General features: G+C 59.6%; 19 protein-coding genes, 2 pseudogenes and 1 riboswitch. Of the genes and pseudogenes, 17 read left to right on the top strand and 4 right to left on the bottom strand.

Features of this window, described 5'->3' with window-relative positions; translation table 11 throughout:
* Positions 1–13 precede the first annotated feature (13 nt).
* Together AC1D35_RS13000 and AC1D35_RS12995 are read left to right on the top strand one after the other, a co-directional pair.
* Positions 14–760, top strand: a complete 747-nt coding sequence (locus AC1D35_RS13000) for a ribonuclease activity regulator RraA (RefSeq protein ID WP_113295874.1) — start codon at positions 14–16, stop codon at positions 758–760.
* Positions 761–918: 158 nt separating this feature from the next.
* Positions 919–2,673 (top strand): GGDEF domain-containing protein, encoded by a 1,755-nt coding sequence (locus AC1D35_RS12995; RefSeq protein ID WP_477938671.1) that lies wholly within the window; start codon positions 919–921, stop codon positions 2,671–2,673.
* A gap of 90 nt (positions 2,674–2,763) precedes the next feature.
* On the opposite strand, the pseudogene AC1D35_RS12990 reads toward AC1D35_RS12995, so the two are convergent.
* A pseudogene (locus AC1D35_RS12990) lies at positions 2,764–3,049 on the bottom strand (IS110 family transposase); the annotation flags it as partial.
* 31 nt (positions 3,050–3,080) lie between these two features.
* Between AC1D35_RS12990 and AC1D35_RS12985 the strand changes: the two are divergent.
* The 3 genes and pseudogenes from AC1D35_RS12985 to AC1D35_RS12975 form a co-directional block, all read left to right on the top strand.
* A pseudogene (locus AC1D35_RS12985) lies at positions 3,081–3,173 on the top strand (zinc-binding dehydrogenase); the annotation flags it as partial.
* A 159-nt stretch (positions 3,174–3,332) separates the two neighbouring features.
* Entirely contained in the window at positions 3,333–4,286 is a 954-nt protein-coding gene (locus tag AC1D35_RS12980) for a sulfonate ABC transporter substrate-binding protein (RefSeq protein ID WP_477854591.1), read from the top strand.
* A gap of 438 nt (positions 4,287–4,724) precedes the next feature.
* Positions 4,725–4,850 carry a hypothetical protein gene (locus AC1D35_RS12975; protein ID WP_477854548.1) on the top strand — a complete coding sequence of 42 codons (126 nt, stop codon included), beginning with the start codon at positions 4,725–4,727 and terminating at the stop codon, positions 4,848–4,850.
* Positions 4,851–5,038: 188 nt separating this feature from the next.
* Here AC1D35_RS12975 and AC1D35_RS12970 read toward each other — a convergent pair whose 3' ends face one another.
* Both AC1D35_RS12970 and cmoA read right to left on the bottom strand, forming a co-directional pair.
* Positions 5,039–5,770, bottom strand: coding sequence for a methyltransferase family protein (locus AC1D35_RS12970; RefSeq protein ID WP_477938670.1), 732 nt, complete (start codon positions 5,768–5,770; stop codon positions 5,039–5,041).
* A 33-nt stretch (positions 5,771–5,803) separates the two neighbouring features.
* The gene (gene cmoA / locus AC1D35_RS12965; protein ID WP_477938669.1) at positions 5,804–6,697 is read right to left on the bottom strand and encodes a carboxy-S-adenosyl-L-methionine synthase CmoA; all 894 of its coding nucleotides are present in this window, start codon (positions 6,695–6,697) and stop codon (positions 5,804–5,806) included.
* A gap of 1,487 nt (positions 6,698–8,184) precedes the next feature.
* Between cmoA and AC1D35_RS12960 the strand changes: the two genes are divergently transcribed.
* The 12 genes from AC1D35_RS12960 to AC1D35_RS12905 all read left to right on the top strand — a co-directional run bounded on the left by AC1D35_RS12960 (position 8,185) and on the right by AC1D35_RS12905 (position 25,027).
* A complete protein-coding gene (locus AC1D35_RS12960) occupies positions 8,185–9,150 on the top strand; it encodes a sugar-binding protein (RefSeq protein WP_113295880.1) in 966 nt (321 codons plus the stop codon).
* A 72-nt stretch (positions 9,151–9,222) separates the two neighbouring features.
* Positions 9,223–10,764, top strand: a complete 1,542-nt coding sequence (locus tag AC1D35_RS12955; RefSeq protein ID WP_477938668.1) for a sugar ABC transporter ATP-binding protein — start codon at positions 9,223–9,225, stop codon at positions 10,762–10,764.
* Positions 10,765–10,805: 41 nt separating this feature from the next.
* A complete protein-coding gene (locus AC1D35_RS12950) occupies positions 10,806–11,831 on the top strand; it encodes an ABC transporter permease (protein ID WP_477854544.1) in 1,026 nt (341 codons plus the stop codon).
* A gap of 466 nt (positions 11,832–12,297) precedes the next feature.
* On the top strand, positions 12,298–14,070 hold the full coding sequence (locus tag AC1D35_RS12945; protein ID WP_477938667.1) for an adenylate/guanylate cyclase domain-containing protein: 1,773 nt from the start codon (positions 12,298–12,300) through the stop codon (positions 14,068–14,070).
* A 235-nt stretch (positions 14,071–14,305) separates the two neighbouring features.
* Positions 14,306–14,416, top strand: a riboswitch (guanidine-I (ykkC/yxkD leader).
* A gap of 74 nt (positions 14,417–14,490) precedes the next feature.
* On the top strand, positions 14,491–15,564 hold the full coding sequence (locus AC1D35_RS12940) for a putative urea ABC transporter substrate-binding protein (RefSeq protein ID WP_477854542.1): 1,074 nt from the start codon (positions 14,491–14,493) through the stop codon (positions 15,562–15,564).
* Between the two features lie 56 nt (positions 15,565–15,620).
* Entirely contained in the window at positions 15,621–16,439 is an 819-nt protein-coding gene (locus tag AC1D35_RS12935) for an ABC transporter permease (RefSeq protein ID WP_477854541.1), read from the top strand.
* Complete coding sequence (locus AC1D35_RS12930) at positions 16,436–17,260, top strand: ABC transporter ATP-binding protein (RefSeq protein ID WP_477854540.1); 825 nt, start codon at positions 16,436–16,438, stop codon at positions 17,258–17,260. The genes AC1D35_RS12935 and AC1D35_RS12930 overlap by 4 nt, the downstream gene beginning before the upstream one ends.
* Entirely contained in the window at positions 17,257–18,078 is an 822-nt protein-coding gene (locus tag AC1D35_RS12925; RefSeq protein WP_477854539.1) for an urea amidolyase associated protein UAAP1, read from the top strand. The genes AC1D35_RS12930 and AC1D35_RS12925 overlap by 4 nt, the downstream gene beginning before the upstream one ends.
* A 10-nt stretch (positions 18,079–18,088) precedes the next feature.
* Positions 18,089–18,739 carry an urea amidolyase associated protein UAAP2 gene (locus tag AC1D35_RS12920; protein ID WP_477854538.1) on the top strand — a complete coding sequence of 217 codons (651 nt, stop codon included), beginning with the start codon at positions 18,089–18,091 and terminating at the stop codon, positions 18,737–18,739.
* A gap of 2 nt (positions 18,740–18,741) precedes the next feature.
* A complete protein-coding gene (gene uca, locus AC1D35_RS12915; protein WP_477938666.1) occupies positions 18,742–22,281 on the top strand; it encodes an urea carboxylase in 3,540 nt (1,179 codons plus the stop codon).
* 3 nt (positions 22,282–22,284) lie between these two features.
* The gene (gene atzF, locus AC1D35_RS12910) at positions 22,285–24,096 is read left to right on the top strand and encodes an allophanate hydrolase (protein WP_477938665.1); all 1,812 of its coding nucleotides are present in this window, start codon (positions 22,285–22,287) and stop codon (positions 24,094–24,096) included.
* A gap of 160 nt (positions 24,097–24,256) precedes the next feature.
* Positions 24,257–25,027 (top strand): ABC transporter ATP-binding protein, encoded by a 771-nt coding sequence (locus AC1D35_RS12905; RefSeq protein WP_477938664.1) that lies wholly within the window; start codon positions 24,257–24,259, stop codon positions 25,025–25,027.
* 84 nt (positions 25,028–25,111) lie between these two features.
* On the opposite strand, the gene AC1D35_RS12900 is transcribed toward AC1D35_RS12905, so the two are convergent.
* Positions 25,112–25,789: a GntR family transcriptional regulator gene (locus tag AC1D35_RS12900; protein ID WP_477854536.1), complete on the bottom strand. Its 678-nt coding sequence runs from the start codon at positions 25,787–25,789 to the stop codon at positions 25,112–25,114.
* Between the last annotated feature and the right edge of the window lie 140 nt (positions 25,790–25,929).

Below are 25,929 nucleotides of genomic sequence, written 5' to 3'. Positions count from 1 at the left end.
ACCGGAGTACAAAATGACACATACGCCCGACATTACGCGACCGCCCAAGGAACTGATCGACGCGCTGAAGGAGATCGGCGCCGCGACCGTTGCCGGCACGCTTGGCCATATGGGCTTCCGCAATCCGCACATGGTCGGTCCCGTAGCGCAGAATCGCGGGAAGTCGATCGTCGGGCCTGCCCTGACGCTTCAATTCCTGCCGCAGCGGCCGGACCTTTTTAACGAGGGAGAATATGCAGATCCGGAGACGCAGCTGCACCGCCATGTGCTTTATCACGTGCAGGAGGGCGATGTGGTCGTCGTCGACGCGCGCGGCGACATGAGTTCTGGCGTCTTCGGCGATATGATGTCGACCTATTTCAAAGGCAGAGGCGGCGCTGGCATCGTGATCGATGGCTGCATGCGCGATCGGCCCAATGTCGAGAAGCTGGATCTGCCTTTATGGCTGCGCGGCTGGACACCCAACTATCATGTGCAGACCGGCATCTATCCCAACGCCGTCAACGTCCCGATTGCCTGCGGCGGTGTCACGGTCATCCCCGGAGACATCATCGTCGCCGACGATGATGGCGTGGTGATGCTTCCGGTCGCAATGGCCTCGAAGGTTATCGAAGAATCGCAAAAGCATCACGATTGGGAGGAATTCTCGCGCGCGAAGCTTATGGGGGGCGGGTCGTTGCAGCGCTACTATCCGCTCCATGACGATGCTCGCGGAGAGTACGAAGAGTGGCGCAAAACAAACCGCTTGGGAACGACTTAGTCAATGGAACACTCTAAACGGGTGGCGAACTTTCTGGGGTAGCGCCGGCGTTTACACAAAAAGCACGAAGTCGAATTTCGCTGTGGACACCTGCTGTGGCCCAGACAACGCCCACTTTGTGTAACTGCATCGCAATGTTTGATGTGTAGCGTAGGGCAATGTTCTGGCACGTCGTCCGAAAAGCGCTTTCGAAAATTGTGCTGAGCCTCGTGCTGTTGGCATCATTGCATGCGACACAGGTTGGGGCTGCTGAATCTATTGAGATTCAAAGTTCTTGCTGGGCGTCCGGCAGTTTGTCGGAGGACCTTGTCACCATTGTTCACTCGCCCGCACGCTGGAATTGCCGGGATCGGGCCTACTCGCTTGAAGGCGAGCGGGCGTTTCTACGTTTTGAAATCGGTCCCGATGATGCCCCTCCACAATATGTCTTTTCCAGAAGAAGCGCACTCGCGAAAGTGCATCTGCTGGCGATCGACCGGAACGGCGAAGTGCACCAAGCCTCCTTCCCTGCGGGCGACCTGCCCAGCTCTCTGCGTGGCGGATATTTCAAAGCTCCTCTACCGGGCGTAACCCGCGACACGCAACAAGTCGTCGTTGCTTTCGATTTGCCAAGCCACCGGATGACGCTGGAAAGAGCTTATCTGTCACCGTCTGATGTGGCCGTCAGCCCCGATTTTTTGCGCTCACTGGTGTTTCTTGCCGTCCTTGCCGGCATGCTGTCCATGCCGCTCATTTTCAACGCTGCCTTTTATCGAGTCCTGCGCGAGCCCTTCGTGCTTTGGCATTCCGCGCTCACGCTCTCGTTGCTAGCGACGATCCTGACCTCATCGGAACTTGCAGTCGTGCTCTTCGATCCGCCGGCGATGACGCTGAGTTGGATGACGACCATGATCTTCGGCCTCACCGTTGCGTCCGGGGCGTTGTTTACCCACAGCTTCATCGAACCAAACCATATGCATCCCTTGCTTCGGCGGGCACTCATTTATTGCGCCGTTTGGGCGATGCTCCTAAGTGCATTTCACGCAGCTTTCCCCTTTGTTGCACGCCCCATTCAGTCAACTGCCTACACCGCAGCTTTCGCGCCGGTGCTGGTCATTTTCTTCCTGTCGGTTGCCGACGCACTTCGGCGCGGCAGTCGAGCCGCAAAGTTTCAGGCAATCGGTTATATACCAATGATTGCGTCCGGCCTGGTGCGCCTGATCACAGGCGTAGTTCCATGGCTGGAGAGCAATGATGCGATGCTCCTGTTTTATCTGGGTTGTGCATGCGAAGTCCTGTTCACCACACTTGGCGTTGCCGATCGTTTCATGACGATCCGGCGCCAACGAGACAAGGCACGCTTTGAAGCTGATGCTCTGAAGAGTATTTCCGAACGTGACGCTCTGACCGGACTGCTCAATCGCCGGGCGATCGAACAGAATTTCGAAAAGTACCGTAATGAGGGCTACAGCGCGCTTGCCGTGCTCGACCTCGACCACTTCAAGGCAATCAATGATGCTCACGGCCACGGGACCGGCGACGCGGTACTGAAGGCCGTGGGTGAGGCCCTCCAAACGGACCCGCAAATTCATGCGTTTCGCCTCGGCGGCGAGGAATTCGTGCTGCTCGTGCGCGGCGAGGATGCCCAATTGCGGGCCGAACGCCGCCGGCAGGCGATCCCCTCCGCTGTTGCAAACGCAGTTCCAGGCCTCGGCCATCCCGTTACTGCCAGCATGGGCATTTCGGATGCGCCGCCTAATGCAGATGTAAGGTTCACGGAGCTTTATAAACAAGCAGACAAGCTACTTTATGACGCCAAACTTTCCGGACGCAATCGATCCAAATCAACGCTCTCGCAGAGGCCGAGGGATGATACGAATTCAATGATCGACGGTGCAGCCAAGCCCGCGCGATCAGAGCATCTGAGCTCTTGAGCGGATGAACCAACGGCCACTGGCTCCTAACCGCTTGGCCAGGGGCAAGGCGGCACATCCCACACCGAGAAATGCAAGCGATGCAGGGCAACGATGTCGCTCATCAAATACCGCAGCGCCCGGATCCCGGTAGACCATTCCAAATCGGAGAGCGTCGTAAACAGAACGGCAATCTTGCGCGCGGTCGCCGTCACGGCCTTCTGCGTGCCGATCCTTCCAGCCAGACGCCGATAGAATGGACCTAGCGCAGTATCGCTTCGGCCGATGTGGTTGTCGCCAATCGCAACAATGCAGCCGCTCGACTGGATGATCGACGGGTTCGCGACGAAAGCATCTTGTCCCCCGAGATCGTGTTGCCGGGCGCGAGGCACAACCATCCTACGGCAAAGCCTTACCATCCGACGCTTATCGTTGACGGACTTGAAAGTGCTCCGGAGGCTTTTCGTGGTCTTCTGGAAGGAAAGAACCTCAGAAAGCTGATCGCGCGCGTGGCACCCTGATACATCGCCTTGGCGTATCTATTTCGCAGTGCGGTTCTTTTTGCTCGTTGTCGAAACAGAACAAAAAGCCAATCCCGCAGAAGCGGATGCTGGAGCACGTATATTCTATGAAAAATATAGAGACGCTTTAATTTAGCCTCGTCTGTTCCGGAGGCTATGATGAAGATCACAAGACGCGCTTTCACTGCGGTGGTGGCAGGTGCCATCGCGACACCGTTGACGCATGTTCGACTGGCTGGTGCGGCCGAAAAGGTCGTACGTATCGGCTATCAGAAATATGGAACGCTGGTACTTCTCAAGGGCAAAGGCACGCTGGAGAAGAAACTTGAATCCATCGGCTACAAGGTTGAATGGACCGAGTTTCCAGGCGGTCCGCAGCTGCTCGAGGCCCTGAACGCTGGCGCCGTCGATTTCGGATCGACCGGCGAAACGCCGCCGATCTTCGCCCAGGCGGCCAATGCGCCGCTTGTCTACATCGCACACGAGCCGCCCGCCCCGCGCGGCGAAGCCATACTTGTCCCGAAGGACAGTCCCATCAAGTCCGTCGCGGAACTGAAAGGCAAGAAGGTCGCCTTCAACAAGGGCTCGAACGTGCATTACCTGCTCGTCAAGGCGCTCGAAGAAGCCGGCTTGACCTATGAGGACGTGGAATCATCCTTTCTCGCCCCGGCCGACGGCCGCGCAGCCTTCGAAAAGGGCGCGGTGGATGCATGGGTCATCTGGGATCCCTTCCAGGCAGCGGCGGAAGTCGCAATCGAAGCGCGAGAACTCAAGAACGGCGAAGGCCTGGTTCCCAATCACCAGTTCTATCTCGGCACCGAGGCGCTGGTCAACGACCACGCGGAGGCGATCGATGTCTTAATCGACGCCATTGCCGAGATTGACGAATGGACCAAGTCCGACATCGCGGCTGCGGCTGCGGAGCTATCACCGTCGGTCGGCATCCCCGAACCCGTCCTCGTCAAGGCGCTCGAACGTCAGTCCTATGGAGTCAAGAGCCTGGATGACTCCGTCGTAGCGCAACAGCAGAGCATCGCCGATACCTTTTTCAAGCTCAAGCTCATTCCGAAGGAAGTGACGATTGCGGGCGTTGTCCGCAAGGGTAAGGCGTGATGCCCATCTTCAAGATCCGAACAGCCGGATCCAGCGAGAAGGCTTGGCTGTCTTCTCGCATGTTGCCTTCGGTCGGATAGGGATCGAACGGCTCGTCGCCGAGGATCGTCGATGTGATGATTTGCGACAGCGGTGCAGCTGCGATCGGGCCGCCCTGAACCTGGATAAGGTGCGCGCGGTTCCCTCGTACGGCATAGCCAACTCCGCGCCGGCACCGCGCCACCACCCTTCTTCCCTGGGATGTTTGGTTGCAGATCCAGAAGTTTCGAGCGACACAGGGATCGCCGCCACATCATGCGGTCTTCATCGGAGCTGAGGGTACCGAACGCGGCTATCTGAGGTTCCACGTCCAACCGTCCGAAAACTGGTCCACCTCGGCACAGCGAACGGTCATCATCGGTGATCTGGTTGCGGATGCTAACATGCTTGGAGGCGCTGATGGAGCACCTCCTCTCACAGGATTTCCTCCACACGGTCATCCTGCCGTCACGCCCCGTCGACGATCTGTTGCAGCTTCTCATCAGCGATCCGCAGGCGATCAAGACTTTCGAAACATCGCGATGAAAGCTGGATCAGGCGTTGCACCTGGAGAAGTTCCTAAACGAACGAACCTATGGGCGCGACGGCCGTGTTGTCTTCAGGCTTAGATGCGGTCCATGCTGAAAACAGTGGAGCCTGGTCCTTATCTGGCAGCGGTGCAGTTCGGAGCGACGAAAAGCCCGCCTTGGGGCTGTCGCTGCAGACATCCCGGTTTAAGGTTTGTTCTCGGCCAAATACCCACGTTTCTTGCAGTAGCTGACCAAACCTGTAAGCGTCGAAAGCACGACGATCAGGAAGCCAAACTGCACGAAGTCACCGGTATACTGCAACGGATCCGGCAGGACGATACGTTCGTAGATCTTGACAAGCGAGAGAGCGATCAAGGTCGCGCCCACAGTTGAGTAATCTTTCAGGAGGACACGTCTGAACTTGAACGTCATCCCTTCTGTCGCTTCGGCAAACCTGCTGAACCGAGGAAGCCAGCGGGGTACAGCCGCGCAATAATCGCGATAGCCATCCCTGAATTTCTCCTCGAGATAAGCCTCTTCCGCCAGGACGATACATTTGTACATGAAGGCAAAAAGGCCGATGCCTGCGATCACGACAATTGGGTGACCGTGCATCAGGAAGATGCTGGCGTAAATAAGCATATTGCCGACATAAAGAGGATTGCGGCAAACGGCGAACATTCCTTCCGTTATAAGGTCACTCGCATAGACCTTTTTGTTGTGCCCGCCGCGCCGGATGTAGACGTAACCGATGACGGTCGCACGCAGTACGAGGCCCGATAGCGCAATCAGCAGAGCCACCCAGTCCTTGACCTGCTCAAGCGCTTTACTGTCAAACAGCGCCAGTGGGGGCGCGGCCAGCACGAACAGCGCCACGATAATGAGAGGGAACACCTGGTTTCTGTATCGGAAGAGAAACTCTCCGATCGATATCATTATTGTCTTCATGAGTTTTATCATGCCCGTGCGTCACTTGACGGCGATGATCCCGCAGAAATTGTACCACCGAAAGAAAACTTCAACGCTGCGGAAGCCCGCTTCCTTGAGCAGCTGGAAATTTTCTTCCAGCCGGTAAGGTATAAGGACATTCTCCAGAGACTCGCGCTTGTTGGCGATCTCAATTTCGGAATAGCCGTTAAAGCGCTTGAAATCGTAATAATGCTGAATGAAAAGCCGATTGAATATTGTGTCTTCGCTGGTGAGCTTCTCGATCAGAAGCAGACATCCCTGATCGTTCAACCCCGCATGAATGGCCTTCATCGTGCGTTCGCGATATAGCGGGCGGACGAATTGCAGGGTCAGCAGCATCGTAACGATGCTTGCATTTTCCACCGGTATCCCCTGGTGGAGATCGACGACCTGCAAATCAATTATTCGGCGCGTCTCCGTGGTCTGGAGTTTCTGCCGCGCCTTCTCCAGCATTTCGGGTGCATTATCGAGGCCAATGAATTTCATACTCGGATCAAGAAGCGGATCGAGCGTCAGAAGCGTTGTCGCGGTTGAGCAGCCTATGTCATAGAGGCTGGTGTCGGGCTTGGAAAAATCGAGCGCGAGTTCGGAGACCATGCGCTGCATTTCCATGTAGAACGGCACAGATCGGGAAACCATGTCGTCGAAGACATTAGCGACCTTCGCTGTAAATGCAAAATCCCCGAATACCTGGTTCTGCTCGCGGAAATATTCATCTCTCTGCTCGGTGTGCAGCGCGATCTTCACGGCTTTATTCGACATTTTCACCTGCTGCGGTTTTTGATAATATCTGATGCGCTTCTGGCTTTCCTGCGCACCGATTTCATCGGTGTACGGCGACGCGTTTCGGGGCCAGCTAGACGATCTGGGCTGCTGACGCTTTTCGCGTGCCAATAGTGAGCGCGGGCCGATGCATTTTATTCAGCACGTTCGTCTCTGCGTTTGTGACCCAACTCAGCGAATTCCTCATCACGGATCCTCTTTTGATCTGTCTTGGTTTTCACTTCTTTGGTTGCAGCAGTATTACGGAGCTTAAAATCCATCGCACGGCGCTGCCGAGGCGTGGAAACGCCAGCGCGAGGCCGAGACGCTCCGCGAAAGATTTCACCGGTTTAGATCGATCCTTAAACTGGGCGTGGCGACCAGCTTTACGTTGCAAGGAGGACCCCAATCCCGAACATTTTGCGGAGCCGAATTAGATTACCTCCTAATGGCCGAACTGCTTGTGATCGACAAACGACGTCTGGGCAGTGAAGGTGGCACAACGCAGGCTCGCCGTTCGCTCAGTCAACAGTCTGCAGCCATATCCGTGGGCAAATCGGCGGGTAATACTGCAGCAATTGTTGGTGCCTAGAGCCGTGGTCAAACAGACGCATGGCGGCGGCAAATTGCGTCGAGCAACTGCACGCTGATCGGAAGGAACTGAAGCCATGACCACATGCGTCAATCCCCCGGAAAATCGCTCGCGTTCTCTCTCCGTTGACACGGCGGGTCATGCCATGAATTCTATTTTTCGAGTCGCTACCTTGAAGGTGACCGTGATGACCAGAATTCGGACGCTTATAGTAGCTGGATTGGTTATCGGATTGGCCACGTTAGCGTCATCGTGCACGACGCACCAAAGAGCAAACAGCGCCGATTTCCAGTATCAGCCCTGGAATTCGAGAAACCCGGCGTGCAGCCAAGGCTTCAGGCCGACCAACGCTCTATCCTGCAGATATTGAACTGACAGTCTGGGGCTACACGCTCCTATCGACCTCGCCATCCCTATCCAGCATGGACACCGGCAGATAACGGGCGACATACCTGAAGCGCCTTCTCGTGTCAGCAAGGGCTGAAGCAGCTCTCGCCATTGATTTGCGAACATATCAACTTTACCGGCATCTACACCTGGATGCGGAACACCAGATGCTGAACGAATTCCGACCGTTTCGCCTTCCACCAGGGCTACGGCGCGTCGCATAATTTCCCGCTCCGTTCGCCCTTTGCATACGATTTTGCACTCCTCTCGTTCCGCCCTCTGGAAAGAACTGCTTGATCGACACCTGCGTCGGCTTGTCCATTTGAAGATATCGAGGCACGATTAGTGGCGTAAAATACGGGCCGACGGTAGCGAGGATATCGCCTGACCTCGAGTTCCGCTGGAATTGTAACACGCAGTCGCGGGCAATAGGTACGGCCTCTCGATCGAACGGCTATGCCGAAGCTCCTCCCGCTCCTCACTAATATTACTATTTACTAATTAAGATTCTTGTATACCGTCGCAGGGCGATCGGCACCATGCCAGACGTCGCCTTGCGACGAGCCTTTGAAGGGCGCGCATTCGGCCGGCCGTAAGTCGCGAACGGGCCCTCGCAATTGCGGCCTTCGGGAGGTGTATTATGAAACAAATTAAACGCAAACATGCAGCCTTGTTTTTCACCGGGTTAATGCTGAGTGCTGCACCTATGGCTACATCCCACGCTGCCGACAAGCCGACGCTCGCCTTCGTCGTCAACGGAGCGTCCGACTTCTGGAAAGCTGCCGAGGCGGGGGTGAAGAAGGCGCAGAGCGAAATGCCAGATTACACCATGGAGTTGAAATATCCTGAGCAGGCAGCCGTCGCCATTCAGCAGCGTCTCATGGAAGATCTCGTCAGTGCCGGCGTCAAGGGGATTATGGTTTCCGCCGTCGATCCCAAGACCCAGACGGACGGCCTCAACAAGATCGGCTCGCAGACGGCTCTCTTCACCACCGACAGCGACGCGCCGAAGACCAACCGTGTCGCCTACATCGGTTCTTCGAACGTCGATGCCGGCAAGCAGGCCGCCGAAATCGCCAAGAAGGCAATGCCGGACGGCGGCAAGTGCATGGGCTTCGTCGGCCTGCTGGGCGCCGACAACGCCCGCGAACGCATCGAAGGAATGAAGGAAGGGCTCAAGGGTACCAAGATCGAGCTTGTCGATGTTCGCGGGGACGACATCGACCAGACGCGCGCCAAGAAGAACGTCGAGGATGCGTTGGTGGCCAGCCCCGACCTGACCTGCATGGTCGGCTTCTACTCCTACAACACGCCGCGCATCTATGAGGCGTTGCGCGACGCAGGCAAACTCGGCCAGATCACCGTCGTCGGCTTTGATGACGATCCGATCACGCTCGGCGGCGTCAAGGAAGGCACGATCGCGGCGACCGTCGTACAGCAGCCGTTCGAATGGGCCTATCAGGGTATGAAATTGATGGCCGCCTACCTCAAGGGCGACAAGTCCGGCGTTCCCGCCGATGGCTTAATCATCATCCCGACGGTGATCATCGGCAAGGATGACGTTGATAAGTATGCCGCCAACCTGAAGGCCATGGCTGGAAAATAATCCGCCTTCGCGGCGGCGGCCCTCGCCGCCGCCGCGGATCACGTCGACATTACCAGCAGTCATGGGCAGGCGATGAATCATAGCAGCGACATCCCCTCACCGGGCGTGCCCTCAATGCCGTTCCTTTCGCTTTCCGGAGTCGGCAAGACCTATCCAGGCGTCATTGCACTCGAGGATCTTTCGATGGACATCGTGCCGGGAGAGGTCATTGGCCTTGTCGGCGAAAACGGGGCCGGCAAATCGACGTTGATGAAGATCCTCGGCGGTGTGATCGCACCCGATCGGGGCACGATCCTGCTTGACGGGACAGAGCTTCGTTTCCTCACCGTCGAATCGAGCATCTCATCTGGCATTGCCTTCGTGCATCAGGAACTCAATCTCTTTGAGAATCTCGACGTCGCTGCCAATATCTTTCTGGGGCGCGAACCACTGAAGGCGGGTCCTCTTAAGCTCGTCGATCGCGATCGACTAAGGGACATGGTGAAGCCGCTCTTGATGCGCGTGGGCGCGCATTTTTCCGCCGACACGCCCGTGGCGTCGCTTTCGCTGGCCGAGCAGCAGATGGTGGAAATCGCCAAGGCGCTGTCTATCAACGCGAGGCTCGTCATCTTCGACGAACCAACTTCCAGCCTTCCGATGGCGGAAACCGAGCGGCTGCTCAGCATCATCAAATTGCTAAAGGCGGATGGCATCAGTGTTATTTTCATCTCGCATCGCCTCCACGAGGTTGAGCGCGTCGCCGATCGGGTCGTAGTCCTGCGCGACGGCGCCCTTGTCGGCACGCTCTCCAAGGAGGACATCGGCCACGACCAAATGGTCAAGTTGATGATCGGCCGGATGCTTGCAGCCCGTACCGCAAAGCCGCAGCGCTCACCCGGCTCAGTTGCGCTGAAGGTAAGTGCCGCGCGCACCGAGGCCTACCCCAGCCGTCCCGTTGATCTGGAAATCAGATATGGAGAAATCCTGGGACTTGCGGGCCTCGTCGGGTCCGGCCGTACCGAGCTTGCCAGGGTGCTCTTTGGCATTGATCGCAGCTACGGCGGAGTCATCCTGCAGGATGGGCAGCGAATTGCTGTCCGTTCCGCGCGGGACGCCGTTGCTCGCGGTATTTTCCTGGTCCCGGAGGATCGAAAGCGCAACGGCATACTTCTTGACTTTCCAATCGCGCAGAACATAACGCTTGCCGACCTCCCCACGCTCGCCAGCCGCTTCATGCTTTCCGACGAGCGGGAGATGGCGGCGGCCGAAAAGCAGCGCGTTCGCCTCGGCATCAAGGCCCCTTCCGTTTCGACCCGAACCGGCACTCTGTCGGGCGGCAACCAGCAAAAAGTAGTTCTTGCCAAATGGTTATCGATGAGCCCGAAGGTGATGATCTTCGACGAGCCGACGCGCGGTATCGATATCGGCGCGAAGAACGAGATCTACGGCCTTATGCGGGCGCTTGCAGATGCCGGAGTTGCGATCCTGATGATCTCCAGCGACATGGAGGAGGTGATCGGCGTTTCAGACCGCATTGCCGTCATGCACGAAGGCCAGATTGCCGGCATTCTCGATGAGGACGAGGTCAGTCAGGAAAGCGTCCTTTTGCTTGCTGTCGGCAAACGCGTAAAATAGCAGCTGCGTCAATATAATTGGGTATCGGGGGTGGATCTCGAATGGTCAAAAAAGATCTTGGACTGCTGCTTCTGATCGTCGTCGTCGGCGTCATCGTCGCCATCATCAACCCGCGCTTCCTGCTGCCAATCAACCTGGCGAATACGGCCAACCTGATCGGCCTGTTCGGCATCCTGTCGATCGGCCAGGCCTACGTCATCATTACAGGCGGTATCGAACTTTCCGTTGGTTCGCTCGTAGCCCTTCTTGGCGTATTGTTTGTGGATTTCGTCGCGGTCCAGGACATGTCATGGATGCTGGCGTTACCGCTCATTCTCGTGCTCGGTGGAGCCATAGGCGCCATTCACGGCTTGCTGATCACCCGGCTGAACCTGCAACCCTTCGTCGTCACCCTCTGTGGCCTCCTTATCTACCGCGGGGCGGCGCGCTTCTATACGGCCGACGGGACGGCGGGGTTTGCGTTCGGCCAAAATTTCCCGGACCTTGAATTTCTGACGGCGGGACGGTTCTATGGCGTCCCCAACACCTTCACTGCGCTCGTCATCATTTCCGTGGTCATGTGGGTGGTACTGCATCGCTCTGTCTTTGGACGTTATCTCTACGCGATCGGCAAAAACGAGGAGGCGGCCCGCTATTCCGGTATCCGTACCGGCCGGATGGTAATGTCGGCCTATGTCATCTGCGGACTGCTTACGGCGCTTTCAGCAATCTATTTCGCCATGTATACACGCTCGATCTCGCCGGCGAGCCATGGCCAGTTCTATGAACTCTACGCGATTGCCGCTGCCGTACTCGGCGGCTTTTCGCTCCGCGGCGGCGAGGGATCGATCGTTGGCGTCGTGCTCGGGACGGTGCTTCTCCAGGAGTTGCAGAACCTCGTTAATCTGCTTGGCATCCCCTCGTCGCTGAATTTCGCCGTCATGGGTGGTGTAATTCTCATTGGCGTCCTCCTTGACCAACAATGGCACGCAATCCGCGCAAAGCGGCGCCTCGTGTCAGCAGCAAGGCAGACCGAGGCTCGTGTTCCCAACGAACGCACATTGCCGGTGGTTGCCAATCAGGACTAGGCTGACGGATGGGACCAGTATACGACTGCCGCCAGCAAACCATGCAGCCTCTTCTGCCTTGGCATGCAGATGACCCCTCCGCTATCAGGCCTTCTGAACCTCCGAAGCACGTCGCTGCTGCCGGGTTCGCTAGCGTCCCTGAATGCCGGGTTTGCGAGCTTCTAGCAGAACCCGCTGAACTCAGGCTGGCTGGAGTGACTAATTTGGGGCCGAAAGCTGACCGGGCCTTCAGGCTGCGGTTCTTCAAAGAGCATACATCTTCGTGACCTGACCGGAGTGGGCTTTCGGAACGACCGCGGAACGAGGGGAGGCTGGCAGAGCGGTCATTGCGCGTGGGCTACAACGCCGGCTGCGCCACATGAGCCGAACGGCCAACTCGATCTCAACCAAGATCGCTCTGAGCAGAGGCTAAAAGTTCTTTTTTGCCCTCTTTCTCCCTGCTATCGTGGACGTGAGGAGAGGCTCCATGAGCGAGAACCGAAAGCTGGCTGCAATCCTCGTTGCGGACGTGGTCGGGTACAGCCGGCTTGCCGGCGCCGACGAGGACCGCACCCTGGCGAGGTTGCGGGCGCTGCGCAGTGATCTCATCGATCCCACGATCGCTGTGCACCATGGCCGGGTGGTGAAGCGCACCGGCGATGGTGCGCTGGTCGAGTTCCGCAGCGTGGTGGACGCCGTGCGCTGCGCCATTGAGGTGCAGAACGGTATGGTGGAGCGCAATGACGGCGTGCCTCAGGACCGTCGCATAGACTTCCGGATCGGTATCCATCTGGGCGACGTCGTCGAGGAAAGTGACGGCGATCTGATGGGCGACGGCGTCAACATCGCCTCGCGATTGGAGAGCGTCGCCGCGGCGGGCGCGATCTGCCTGTCCGAGGATGCCTACCGTCAGGTCAAGGCGAGGCTCGACCTCTCGGTCAGCGATCTCGGCACCACGCAGCTCAAGAACATCACAGAGCCGATCCGGGTCTATTCGTTGCAAGTCGGCAGCGCCGGGTCCAAGGCAGCCGCGGCCTCGGAAACCGCGACAAGCCAACCGGCGACGGAAGCGTCGCCGATGCTGTCGATCGCGGTCCTGCCCTTCGCCAACATGAGCGGTGACGCCGAACAGGACTACTTCGCCGACGGCATCTCGGAAGACATCATCACGGCACTATCGAAGCTGTCGCAGCTCTTCGTCATCGCCCGCAATTCGTCGTTCACTTTTAAGGGCAAGAACGTCGATGTGCAGGAGGTGGGCAGGAAGCTCGGCGTTCGGCATGTACTTGAGGGCAGCGTACGCAAATCGGGGAACAAGGTACGCATCACCGCGCAACTCATCGACGCGAGCACCGGCGGGCATCTATGGGCGGAGCGGTTCGATCGTGACCTGACCGACATATTCGCGGTCCAGGACGATGTCACGCAGCAGATCGTCGGCGCGCTGGCGGTCAACCTGACAGACGGCGATCGGAAAAAACTGGCCCCGGGGCAGACCCGGCACCCCGAGGCGTATGACTGCTTCTTGCGTGGCCGGGAGCTGTGGCACCGGCTGACGAAGCAGACGAACAGCGACGCCCGCGACCTTTTGCAACATGCCGTCGAACTGGACCCGAACTTCGCCTCGGCCCACGCCTTTCTCGCCCTTACCCACGGGCTCGACTACTTGAACCAGTGGAGCGCGTCGCCGCAGCGCTCTATCGAGCAAGCCGAAGACGCTGCGACGCTGGCGGTAGCGCTGGATGATAGCGATCCCGTGGCGCACTGGGCACTGAGTCTGGTCAACCTTTACTCGCGACAGCACGATGGAGCCATCAGCGAGGCCGAGCGTGCGATAGTCCTCAATCCGAACTTCGCCGAAGGGCAGGTCAGCCTCGGCGAGGCACTTCTCTATTCAGGCAGATCCGAGGAGGCACTCGCCTATTTCGATCGGGCAAGGGTTTTGAACCCGTACTTTCCGGATGTCGTTCTCCACTTTCAGGCCTGGGCCTTGTTCCAATTGGGAAAGTACGAAGAGGCCGTCGAACTGTTGCTGCAACGCGTGAGCCGCAACCCCGTCACCGATGTCTCGCGCGCGCTGCTGGCCGCCTGTTACGGACACCTCGGCCATTTCGAAGAGGCTCGCGCGAGGTGGCAAGAGGTGCTGCGCGTCAATCCCGGCTACTCCTTGGAATACCGTCGCAAAGTCTTGCCCTTCAAGAATCCCGCCGATTTCGAGCTCGTCACGGAGGGGCTCCGCAAGGCGGGCGTCATACAATGACGGGTGATTAATGTCCGACCTTGAACCTGTTGCCGCCATTTGCACACAGGATGCGCAATAGCCAGTGTGTCGGCGCAACTACGACCTTAACGTGATCGCCTGCAAGGTCTACCTCCATCGGCGCTCAAATATTGAGCAAAATGCTGCAAGTGTGCACAATATCAAAGTGCCAAAGCGGCTGAGCCAAGAAAAATCAAATAGTTATAAGCTGGCACGCCTCTTGCGTGAGATGAGTTGAGTTGGTGGCTAGGGTTCCGGCGCTTTATAGAGCGCGGCTGGTCCGAGAGCCACCACCGGCGGGGGAGAAATCCCGTTGGGTGCACGGCGGGACAAAAGCCCGGGAGACCTCGTAAGCCAAGGGATTGGTGGCACGATGGTCATTGCCGATCCCTTTTGAAGAAAAGCAGAAGGGGAATTTCAATGCAGACTTTTTCAAAGATTGTTTCCATCCCAGTGCTGGCGGTATCGCTGATGCTTGGGCTGGCTTCCGTCGCAGAGGCGGAACAGAAGACCGAATTCAAGGTGGCCTGGTCCATCTATGTGGGCTGGATGCCTTGGGGTTATGCAGCCGATCACGGCATCGTCAAGAAATGGGCTGACAAATACGACCTCAAGATCGATGTCACGCAGTTCAACGACTATGTGGAGTCGATGAACCAATACACGGCCGGCGCCTTCGACGCCGTGACGCTGACCAATATGGACGGGCTGTCGATCCCGGCCGCCGGCGGCGTCGATACGACCGCCGTGATCGTCGGCGACTTCTCGAACGGCAATGACGCCGTTATCCTGAAGGACAAGGCGAGCCTTGCCGATATCAAGGGCCAGAACGTCAATCTCGTCGAATTCTCCGTCTCGCACTATCTGCTCGCCCGCGCGCTCGAAAGCATCAAGCTGACGGAGCGGGACGTGAAGGTCGTCAACACATCTGATGCCGACATGGTTGCCGCCTACAAGACGCCCGATGTCACCGCCGTCGTCACCTGGAACCCGCTGGTCTCCACCATCATCGAGGATCCCTCGGCGAAGAAGGTTTTCGACAGCTCGCAGGTGCCAGGCGAAATTATCGACCTGATGGTCGCCAATAGCGGCGTGCTGAAAGACAATCCGAACTTCGGCAAGGCGCTCGCCGGCATCTGGTATGAGACCGCTGCCCTGCTGCGGGCAGACACCGCCGAAGGCAAGGCAGCCCGCGAGGCCATGGGCTCGGCTTCGGGCACCGATCTCGCCGGCTTCGAAGCCCAGCTCGCAGCTACCAAGCTCTTTGACAAGCCGGCTGATGCCGTTGCTTTCGTCGCCTCACCCAATCTGCCGAAGACCATGGATCTGGTGCGCAACTTCCTCTTCGAAAAGGGCCTGCTCGGCAATGGTGCGCCGTCTGCCGACGTCATCGGCATCGAAATGCCTGATGGCAAGGTACTGGGCGACGCCGGCAACGTGAAGCTGCGCTTCACCGAAACCTACATGAAGGCAGCCGCCGACGGTTCGCTCTGACCGTAATGGAGGCGCGGCTTGCCCGCGCCTCTCCCCTTCATCAGCGGAGCATTCCCATGCGTTGGATCAACACGAGGCCGAGCCGAGGCGCGCAGTTCGCCTTGATGCTGCTGCCCTTCGTGCTGCTCGCCCTTGCCTATGCCTTCGGCTCGGCCGCGCGACTGGCGGAAAATGCCAATGACAAGCTTCTGCCGAGCCTTGCCGGCTTTGGCGATGCGATCAACCGTCTGGCCTTCGTCGCCGACCAGCGTACCGGCGAATTTCTGCTCTGGTCGGATACGGTCGCGAGCCTGATCCGCCTACTGTCCGGCCTCGGTATCTCGACGGCAATTGCGCTGATTGTGGGCATGCTGATCGGCATGCTGCCCTATCTGAGGGCGCTGCTTTCCCCCTTTGTCGCCGTGATCTCCATGGTTCCGCCGTTGGCGCTTCTGCCGATTCTCTTCATCCTCATGGGTCTCGGCGAAACATCGAAGATCGCCCTCATCGTCATCGGTGTTGCGCCGACGATGATCCGTGACCTGGCGCTGAAGGCGCTGGAATTGCCGCGTGAGCAGATCGTCAAGGCCGAGACGCTCGGCGGCTCCTCCTGGCAGATCGGCCTGCGTGTCGTGCTACCGCAGATCCTGCCGCGGCTGATCACCTGTCTGAGGCTGCAGCTCGGCCCGGCCTGGCTGTTCTTGATTGCGGCCGAGGCAATCTCGTCGGATTCAGGCCTCGGCTACCGCATCTTCCTCGTCCGCCGCTATCTCTCGATGGACATCATCTTTCCCTATGTCGTCTGGATCACCCTGCTTGCCGTGGTGATGAACACTTTGCTCGACCGTCTGCGCATCGCCGTCTTCCCTTGGTCGGAACTGGAGAAGCAGGCATGAGCGAGCTGAAGATCGAAAGGGTCTGGAAGGAATACGGCGACCAGATTGTGCTCGAGGATGTGTCACTGACCGTCGCCTCGCGCGCCTTCGTCGCCCTTGTCGGGCCTTCCGGCTGCGGCAAGAGCACATTCCTGCGCATGCTGCTTGGCCAGGAACAGCCGACGAGGGGCAAGATCCTGCTCGACGGCGAGCCCCTGCCGCCGGAGCCGGGACCGGATCGCGGCGTCGTCTTCCAGCGCTATTCCGTCTTTCCGCATCTGACGGTGCTCGGCAATGTGCTGCTCGGCAAGGAACTGACCGCCGCGCGCTACAGGGCCAAACTCTTCGGCCCGGCACGCCGCGACGCCATCGCGGAAGCACGCCAGCTGATTGCGGAAGTCGGAATCGCCGGTTCGGAGAGCAAATATCCGGCCCAGCTTTCCGGCGGCATGCAGCAGCGCCTTGCGCTCGCCCAAGCACTCATCATGAAGCCGAAAGTGCTGCTGCTCGACGAACCCTTCGGCGCGCTCGATCCCGGCATCCGTGCCGAAATCCACACGCTGATGAAGCGGCTCTGGCACGAAACGCAGATGACGGTCGTCATGGTTACCCATGACATGCGCGAGGCCTTCACACTCGCCAGCCGCGTCGTCGCTTTCGAACGCCGTCGAGACCGGCCGGAAGAGAAGGAACGCTACGGCGCCACCATTACCAAGGACATTTCCATCTGGCCGCCGCGCCTTGCCGGCCAGTCAACGATCTTCAGCCCCGACCGGGACGGCCCGGTCTCTTCCCTGGGGCACAGCCGGGACGACCTGGCACCGTCAGGAGAGATGCTATGATGCATATAAGACGCTCGTCCGAAGAAATCGCCGCCAATCGCGCACGCTACGAGGAGCACCAGAAAAAGGGTCTGGAATTCGCGCCCAAGGCCCTGCCTGGCCCAAGCCTGCTGCCGGCGCCGACCATCGATGCGAACACCGTCATCCACCAGGAGACCATCCCCGGTGGTTGGTACTGGTCGACGAAGCTTTTGCGTGGCGAGGCGATCCGCGTCGATCAGGCCGAGGGCAATTCCACGGTAGCGCTCGTCGCCTGGAATGCTGAGGATACGAGCGAGCGGATCAATCTCGTCGATACCGCCAAGGTTCAGTGGACGACGGCGCTCGGCAAGGGGCGGGTGATCTTCTCCGATATGGGCCGCGTCATGTTCTCGATGATCGAGGATAGTTCCGGCGCCCATGACTGCCTGATGGGCGGCTCGACGGCTGCCTCGAACGCAGCGAAATATGCCGGCCAGAAGACCCGAAACACCCGCGACAACCTCGTCCTCGTCGCGGTCAAGCTCGGCCTCGACCGTCGCGATATTCCAGGCATCCTCAATCTCTTCGCGCCAGTGCGCATTGCCGAGGCCGGCGGCTTTGGCTGGCAGGGCAAACGCTCCAACAGCGGCGATTACGTCGAGTTGCGTGCCGAAATGGACATGCTGGTCGGCTTTTCCAATTGCCCGCATCCGCTCGATCCGGATCCGGCCTACCAACCGAAGCCTGTTGTCATCACCCGCTACAAGGCGGCGGCTCCGGCTGCGGATGATCTTTGCCGCACGGCAACGACCGAAGCCGTGCGTGGCTTCGAAAACAACGCCCTTATGCAGGCCTGAGGAGACGACGATGACCGATTTCATTCAGACCTCGCCTGCCCGCAGCCCGCAAACCGCCGTCGAGGATCATGTCATCTCGGCCGAGGCCCCTTGGTCCGGCATCGTACACAAGGGCCAGACGATCCGCATCGAGGACAGCTACGGCCAACAGGCGATCGACACGCTTTTCTATCGTGCCGATGATTTCTCCGAGCGCTATTCCAACCAGGATACGATGCGCATGCAGGGTGCTGCCTATATCGGCATCGGCACGAAGATCATGTCGAATGAAGGCAATGTCATGCTGACCATGACGGCCGACAGTTGCGGTCGCCACGACACGTCCGCCGGCGCCTGCTCTTGCGAAAGCAATACGGTGCGTTTCGGCCATGGAACGAAATACCTGCATGCCTGCCGCGATAACTTCGTCCTTGAGGTCAGCAAACACGGCTTGGGCAAGCGCGATATCGTGCCCAACATCAACTTCTTCATGAACGTGCCCATTAAGCCGAATGGCGAAATGACGATCGTCGACGGCATTTCCGCGCCTGGGGACTATGTCGAACTCGTCGCTGAAATGGACGTGCTCTGCGTCATCTCCAACTGCCCGCAGATCAACAATCCCTGCAACGGCTTCGATCCGACGCCGATCCGGGTGCTGATCTGGAATGGCGAGGACTGAGCATGTTCAAGAAAGTCCTGATCGCCAACCGGGGCGAAATCGCCATCCGGGTCATCAAGACGCTGCGACGGATGGGCATTGCCTCCGTCGCCGTCTATTCCGATGCCGACCGCTTCACCAAGCCCGCGATGATGGCGGATGAGGCCATCCGTCTCGGGCCGGCGCCGGCCAGCGAAAGCTATCTCAATGTCGATGCGGTCATTGCCGCCTGCAAGGCAACAGGGGCCGAGGCGGTGCATCCCGGCTACGGCTTTCTGTCGGAAAATATTGGCTTTGGCGAGCGGCTTGCCGCAGAAGGCATCGCCTTCGTCGGTCCCAGGCCTGAGCACCTCTCAGCCTTTGGTCTAAAGCATACGGCGCGCGAACTCGCTAAGGCGAGCGGTGTGCCGCTATTGCCCGGCACCAGTCTGCTGTCGAACGTCGATGATGCACTCTCCGCCGCAGAAACGATAGGCTATCCCGTCATGCTGAAAAGCACGGCTGGCGGCGGCGGCATCGGCATGCAGCTCTGCGCCGATGCCGAAAGCCTGAAGGCGTCCTTCGAAAGCGTGCAGCGCACCGCGCGGGCAAGCTTCGGCGATGCGCGCGTTTATATCGAGCGTTTTGTGGCTGAGGCACGCCATGTCGAAGTGCAGATCTTCGGCGATGGAAAAGGCCAGGTGATCGCGCTCGGCGAGCGTGATTGCTCGCTGCAGCGGCGGAACCAGAAGGTGGTGGAAGAAACCCCTGCCCCCGGCCTTTCGGCGGCAACCCGCGCCCGCCTGTACAAGGCAGCCGTCGACCTCGGCGAGGCGGTCTCATACGAATCCGCCGGCACCGTCGAATTCATTTACGATCCCCTGCGGGAGGAATTTTACTTCCTTGAGGTCAATACCCGCCTACAGGTCGAACATCCCGTCACCGAAGCCGTGTTCGGCATCGACCTAGTGGAATGGATGATCCGGCAGGCCGCAGGCGAGGATGTAATGTCCAGTGCGGAGGCTCTGCAGCCGAAAGGGGCCGCGATCGAAGTTCGCGTCTATGCCGAGATGCCGCATGCGGATTTCCGCCCGAGTGCCGGCCTGCTGACGGAGGTCGTTTTTCCTAAAGACGCGCGCATCGACGGCTGGATCGAGACCGGCACGGAGGTCACACCCTTTTACGATCCGATGCTCGCCAAGGTGATCGTGTCGGCCGAGGACCGCCCGGCGGCGATCGAAAAACTGAAGGCGGCCCTTGCCCACATGTCAATATCGGGCATCGAGACCAATCTCGACTATCTCAGGGCCATCGCCAGCTCCGAGCTTCTGGCGAGCGGCAAGGTGGGGACGACGGCGCTGCGCGATTTTTCCTTCGTGCCCGATGTCATCGAGGTGATTGCGCCCGGCGCGCAGTCGAGCATCCAGGAACTGCCGGGACGGCTTGGCCTCTGGCATGTCGGCGTGCCCCCAAGCGGGCCGATGGACGAGCGCTCCTTCCGTCACGCCAACCGTCTCGTCGGCAACGACGATACAGTCGCGGCACTGGAACTGACGGTGTCGGGCCCGGTCCTCAAATTTCACACCGATACGGTGGTCGCCCTTGCCGGCGCAAGGATGGCGATGAGCACTGATGGCGAAAAACTGCCGCATGACGAAGCGGTTACCATCCGCGCCGGCCAGATCCTGTCGATCGGCACCATAGATGGCCCCGGGCAGCGGGCTTACCTCGCCGTGGCGGGCGGTTTTGCCGCCCCTGTCGTGCTCGGCTCGCGCGCTACCTTCGGGCTCGGCCAGTTCGGCGGCAACGCCACCGGCACACTGAAGACAGGTCATGTGCTGCACCTTGCCCGTCAGGCGGCCGCCGATGCACCGAAGCCGGCGACCGAGGCGGCAGAGTTGACGCGGGAATGGGATGTCGGTGTTGTCTACGGTCCGCATGGCGCACCGGATTTCTTTGAGGATGGCGATATCGAGGCCCTGTTTTCGACGAGCTACGAGGTGCATTTCAACAGCGCTCGCACCGGCGTGCGCCTGATCGGCCCCGCGCCGAAATGGGCGCGCAGCGATGGCGGCGAAGCCGGCCTTCATCCGTCCAACCTGCATGACAATGCCTATGCGATCGGCGCGATCGATTTCACCGGCGACATGCCGATCATTCTCGGACCGGACGGGCCATCGCTTGGCGGCTTCGTCTGCCCGGCGGTGATCGCTCGCGACGAACAGTGGAAAATGGGCCAGTTCAAGCCTGGTGATCGCATTTGCTTTCACCCCGTCTCTCGTCCCGAAGACCCCATCGCCGGTCCAGCGGTGCATCGGGCGAAGGAGGATGCCGGCTCGCCCATCATCGGCAAGCGCGACGACGGACCGGTCTCGGTCGTCTACCGCCGTCAGGGCGATGACAATCTGCTGGTCGAATACGGGCCGATGACGCTCGATATTGCCTTGCGGCTGAGAGTGCATCTTCTGATGCAGGCCGTATCGCAGGCCCGCCTGCCCGGCATTATCGATCTCACGCCCGGAATCCGCTCGCTGCAGATCCATTATGACGGCACGACGCTGACCCGCAAACGCCTGCTCGGCCTGCTGGCCGATATCGAAGCGAGTCTGCCGACGGCGGAGGACGTCAAGGTGCCAAGCCGCATCGTGCATCTGCCGCTCTCCTGGAATGACCCGGATGCCGAACTTGCCATGCGCAAATATCAGGAGCTCGTGCGGCCGAATGCGCCCTGGTGCCCCTCCAATATCGAGTTCATCCGGCGCATCAACGGGCTGGCGGATGAACAGGCCGTTCGCAACGTCGTCTTCGACGCCAGCTATCTCGTGCTCGGCCTCGGCGACGTCTATCTTGGGGCACCGGTCGCCACCCCGGTCGACCCGCGCCACAGGTTGGTGACCACGAAATACAACCCGGCCCGCACCTGGACGCCGGAGAATGCCGTCGGCATCGGCGGTGCCTATATGTGCATCTATGGCATGGAAGGGCCCGGCGGATACCAGCTTTTCGGCCGCACCATCCAGGTGTGGAACACCTGGCGGCAGACACCGGTCTTTGCCGAGGGCAAGCCCTGGCTGCTAAACTTCTTCGATCAGATCCGCTTCTTTCCTGTCAGCCACCAGGAGCTGAAGGAGGCGCGCAGCGCCTTCCCGCACGGGGGCTATCCCGTCCGCATCGAAGAGACGGAATTCTCCTACCCTGCATACGAGAAAGAACTGCAGGCGAATGCCTCCTCGATTGGAATCTTCAAGGCAAGCCAGCAGGCCGCCTTCGAAGCCGAGCGCCAGCGCTGGAAGGAGGCGGGCCTCGACACCTTCGTCACTGACGAAGGTGTCGGCGAAAGCCCCGATGGCGATATTCCCGAAGGCTGTTTCGGCGTGGCTAGCGCCGTGCCCGGCAATATCTGGAAACTGCTGGTCGCGCCGGGCGCACCGGTTGCGGCGGGCGATACGCTTGCCATCATCGAATCCATGAAAATGGAAATCAACGTCACCGCACATGCGCCAGGCCGCGTCCGCGACCTGCGCGCCGGCCCCGGACGCAATGTCAAAGCGGGCGATATCATTGTTGTTCTGGAGGAATGCTGAACCATGCTGCCGACCATTCTTGATCTGACCAGCCTTCGCACAGCCTATGAGGCAGGCACAACGCCGCTGGAGGTCATCGAGACCGTCATTGTCCGTCGCGCGGCTTCGATGGATCCGGCAATCTTCATCACGCCGACGCCAGACGATACGATGCGAGCTGAGGCACGCGCCCTGATGGAGCGCGCGCCTCAGCCGAACAGCCTGCCGCTCTGGGGTATTCCTTTCGTGGTGAAGGACAATATTGATGTGGAAGGTCTGCCGACAACGGCCGCGTGCCCCGCATTTTCCTACGATCCCGAGAGAGACGCAACCGTCGTCGCGAGGCTAAGGGCTGCGGGCGCGATCGTCGTCGGCAAGGCCAATCTCGATCAGTTTGCGACCGGCCTCAACGGCACGCGTTCGCCTTACGGCGCGCCGCGCTCAGTCTTCGACAGAAACTATGTGTCGGGCGGCTCTAGCTCCGGCTCGGCTGTTGCCGTCGCCTCGGGCCTGGCGAGCTTCGCGCTCGGCACCGACACGGCAGGCTCCGGGCGCGTACCGGCTGCCTTCAACAATCTCGTCGGCATAAAGCCGACACCGGGACTGGTACCGAATGTCGGCGTCGTGCCTGCCTGCCGCAGCGTCGACGTCGTCACCGTCTTTGCTGCAACGGTCGGCGACGGCGTCGCGATCCGCAAGGTGATGGAGGGATATGATGCCGCCGATCCGTTCTCGCGCAAAGCGGTCCCGTCCGGCCTGCCCGCTTCCGGTTTGCGGATCGGTGTGCTCGACGGAGCGGAACGGGAATTCTTCGGCAACAGCCACGTCGAGGCTCTCTATGATGCCGCAATCGAAAGAGCGCGCGCACTCGGCGCCACCATCGTTCCCTTCGACTACGCGCCGTTCCGGCAGGCAGCTGAACTGCTCTACAACGGTCCCTGGGTCGCCGAGCGGCTTGCGGCGGTGAAGGATTTTCTTGCCACGAATGCCGCCGATTTCGACCCGACGGTTCTCAGCATTATCGAGGGCGCGAAAGCCTATGACGCGGTCGCCGCTTTCGAAGGCCGGTACAAGCTGGAAGCGCTGCGCCAGAAGACCGAAAGGCAATGGGAGAAGGCCGATATCCTGATGCTGCCAACATCGCCGACCACCTATACGGTCGAAGACATGATGGCGGATCCGATCGTGAAAAACGGCCATTTCGGCCGGTACACCAACTTCGTCAATCTGCTCGATTGCGCAGCGATCGCCGTCCCAGCCGGCTTCGACGCCAACGGTCATCTCCCTGCTGGCGTGACTTTGATCGGGCCTGCCTTTAGCGATGACGCCCTCGCCCCCTTCGCAGACGCCATGCATCGGACTTCGAACGCGGGAATGGGAAAGGATCGTCTTGCGGTGATCCCCGAGCAAAGCCGCCTGCCGCAGGCCGATGACGGCTTGGTGCCGATCGTCGTCGTCGGGGCGCATCTCACCGGCATGCCTCTCAACCACGAATTGACCCGACCAGGTGGCAGGCGCGTCAAATCCTGCCGGACTGCACCGGACTACCGCCTCTTCGTTCTGCCCGATACCATCCCGCCGAAGCCGGGCCTCATCCGCGAACCCGGCTTTGATGGCAAGGGCCTCGAAGTTGAGGTTTGGAAAGTCACCGCGGAAGCTTTCGGGCTTTTTGTCCAGAATATCCCGGCCCCGCTCGGCATAGGCAAGGTAACGCTCGATGACGGTTCCCAGATTTCAGGTTTTCTCTGCGAGGCTCATGCAATCGATGGCGCGCGCGAAATCACCGAATTGGGGGGCTGGCGCGCCTACGTGACAGATCAACGGATACCGAAATGAAATGAGCGTGAAGTATCATCTCAAAAGATTCTTGCTGGCGATGCTCGCCGGCCTCGAGGCACGAAGTGCCTCGAGGCGGTTCGGTCGCCGCAGGATCAGGTGACGAGGCGGGACCGAGGGGTACCGCATTCGCCATAGAATGCTTCCATGTCTGACGATGATGTCGATAGGAGTCGATCGGGGCGGCGTGCGCGCCGAGGTCCTGAAAGACATCAACCTGACGATTTGCGAGGGCGAGTTCGTCTCGATCATTGGCCATTCTGGCTGCGGCAAGTCCACCCTGCTCAATCTCATTGCCGGTCTGACGCCGGTTTCTGCGGGCGCCGTGCTGCTTGAAAACCGCGAGGTCAACCAGCCAGGTCCAGAACGCGCCGTCGTCTTCCAGAACCACTCGCTCCTGCCGTGGCTGACAGTCTACGACAACGTCAATCTCGCCGTCTCCAAGGTCTTCAGCAGAACGAAGACCAAGAGCGAGCGGCATGAATGGGTCATGGCCAATCTCGATCTCGTGCAGATGGCGCATGCCAAAGATAAGCGACCCTCGGAAATATCAGGGGGTATGAAACAGCGCGTCGGCATTGCGCGTGCGCTTTCCATGGAGCCAAAGATCCTGCTGCTCGACGAGCCCTTCGGCGCGCTCGACGCACTGACCCGCGCCCATCTTCAGGACGCGGTGATGGAAATCCACGCTCGCCTAGGCAACACGATGGTGATGATCACCCACGATGTGGACGAAGCGGTGCTGCTGTCCGACCGCATCGTGATGATGACCAACGGTCCGGCGGCTCGCATCGGCGAAGTGCTCGACGTGGTCATCTCCCGCCCTCGCAATCGCATCGAACTCGCTTCCGACCGGACATATCTCAAATGTCGCGAAGCGGTTTTGAAGTTCCTCCATGAACGGCACCGCTTTATCGAAGCCGCAGAGTAGATCCCGCGAGCGGCCATGGCGATCATGTGCTTCGTGGCCTTTGCACTCTCGCCAATGCGACGCACCTGGTCAGGCGTCGCGCGCTCACGCCTCCCCGGCCGTTGCAAACACCACGCTGGCATCGCTGACAATTTCCACATGGGAATATGCCGCCTGCGCAGCAACGGGGCCATCTGCTCGCATGATGGCAGTTACGATCCGGCCGTGCTCCTCGTAGGATCTTGCCAAGCGCCCGGGCAGCCGGAATTGAGCTCGCCGAAAGGGTGCGAGCCGCGCACGTGTCTGTGTCACTGTCTCGAAAATATGATCATTATGCGCGCCTCGGTAGAGGCGGGTGTGAAATTCGGTATTGTGGGCGGAATATTCTTCCTCCGCGCCGGCATGCACCAGCCTCATCGATGCCTTGTGGTCCAGTTCCAGGGTGCGCCGCTCGTCAACTGTCATGCGCTCGGCCGAGAGCCTGGCGCAGATCGCTTCGAGTTCCGCCATCGCCTCAAACATCGAATGCAGATAGGCCTCGGTCACGTTGGTGACGACTGCGCTGCGGTTCGGCTCCCGACCGACAAGCCCCATCGCTCCGAGTTCGCGCAACGCCTCCCGTACCGGGGTCCGCGACACCTCGAAACGAACAGCGAGTGAGACTTCATCAAGCTTCTCGCCCGGCAGCATCTGCCCTGTGACGATCAAGTCGGCAATCGCCCGGACCATCTGCTCGACGGTCGTTCCAGCCCGGATGATCTCTCTGCGCCTGACTTGCTTCAAGAAACGATTCTACCTTGTTGTGGCTGCATACACATGCCCGCTCGGTTGTTTAAAGTCAATGCAGATGTATCATGTTGATAATGCAGCATTATATTCTGAGACTGTCGCTCGGGCTGGCGGGGTATCCGTCGCCAACGATG

The sequence above is a fragment of the Rhizobium sp. P1_E6 genome (assembly GCF_056405875.1).
Note: the sequence above shows the minus strand (reverse complement) of the source record. Positions and strands in the feature narration are given on the sequence as shown.

Coding starts and splice junctions, on each gene's coding strand:
- AC1D35_RS13000 (WP_113295874.1), top strand. CDS start 14: ATGACACATACGCCCGACATTACGCGACCGCCCAAGGAACTGATCGAC.
- AC1D35_RS12995 (WP_477938671.1), top strand. CDS start 919: ATGTTCTGGCACGTCGTCCGAAAAGCGCTTTCGAAAATTGTGCTGAGC.
- AC1D35_RS12980 (WP_477854591.1), top strand. CDS start 3,333: ATGAAGATCACAAGACGCGCTTTCACTGCGGTGGTGGCAGGTGCCATC.
- AC1D35_RS12975 (WP_477854548.1), top strand. CDS start 4,725: ATGGAGCACCTCCTCTCACAGGATTTCCTCCACACGGTCATCCTGCCG.
- AC1D35_RS12970 (WP_477938670.1), bottom strand. CDS start 5,770: ATGATATCGATCGGAGAGTTTCTCTTCCGATACAGAAACCAGGTGTTC.
- AC1D35_RS12960 (WP_113295880.1), top strand. CDS start 8,185: ATGAAACAAATTAAACGCAAACATGCAGCCTTGTTTTTCACCGGGTTA.
- AC1D35_RS12955 (WP_477938668.1), top strand. CDS start 9,223: ATGAATCATAGCAGCGACATCCCCTCACCGGGCGTGCCCTCAATGCCG.
- AC1D35_RS12950 (WP_477854544.1), top strand. CDS start 10,806: ATGGTCAAAAAAGATCTTGGACTGCTGCTTCTGATCGTCGTCGTCGGC.
- AC1D35_RS12945 (WP_477938667.1), top strand. CDS start 12,298: ATGAGCGAGAACCGAAAGCTGGCTGCAATCCTCGTTGCGGACGTGGTC.
- AC1D35_RS12940 (WP_477854542.1), top strand. CDS start 14,491: ATGCAGACTTTTTCAAAGATTGTTTCCATCCCAGTGCTGGCGGTATCG.
- AC1D35_RS12935 (WP_477854541.1), top strand. CDS start 15,621: ATGCGTTGGATCAACACGAGGCCGAGCCGAGGCGCGCAGTTCGCCTTG.
- AC1D35_RS12930 (WP_477854540.1), top strand. CDS start 16,436: ATGAGCGAGCTGAAGATCGAAAGGGTCTGGAAGGAATACGGCGACCAG.
- AC1D35_RS12925 (WP_477854539.1), top strand. CDS start 17,257: ATGATGCATATAAGACGCTCGTCCGAAGAAATCGCCGCCAATCGCGCA.
- AC1D35_RS12920 (WP_477854538.1), top strand. CDS start 18,089: ATGACCGATTTCATTCAGACCTCGCCTGCCCGCAGCCCGCAAACCGCC.
- uca (WP_477938666.1), top strand. CDS start 18,742: ATGTTCAAGAAAGTCCTGATCGCCAACCGGGGCGAAATCGCCATCCGG.
- atzF (WP_477938665.1), top strand. CDS start 22,285: ATGCTGCCGACCATTCTTGATCTGACCAGCCTTCGCACAGCCTATGAG.
- AC1D35_RS12905 (WP_477938664.1), top strand. CDS start 24,257: ATGTCGATAGGAGTCGATCGGGGCGGCGTGCGCGCCGAGGTCCTGAAA.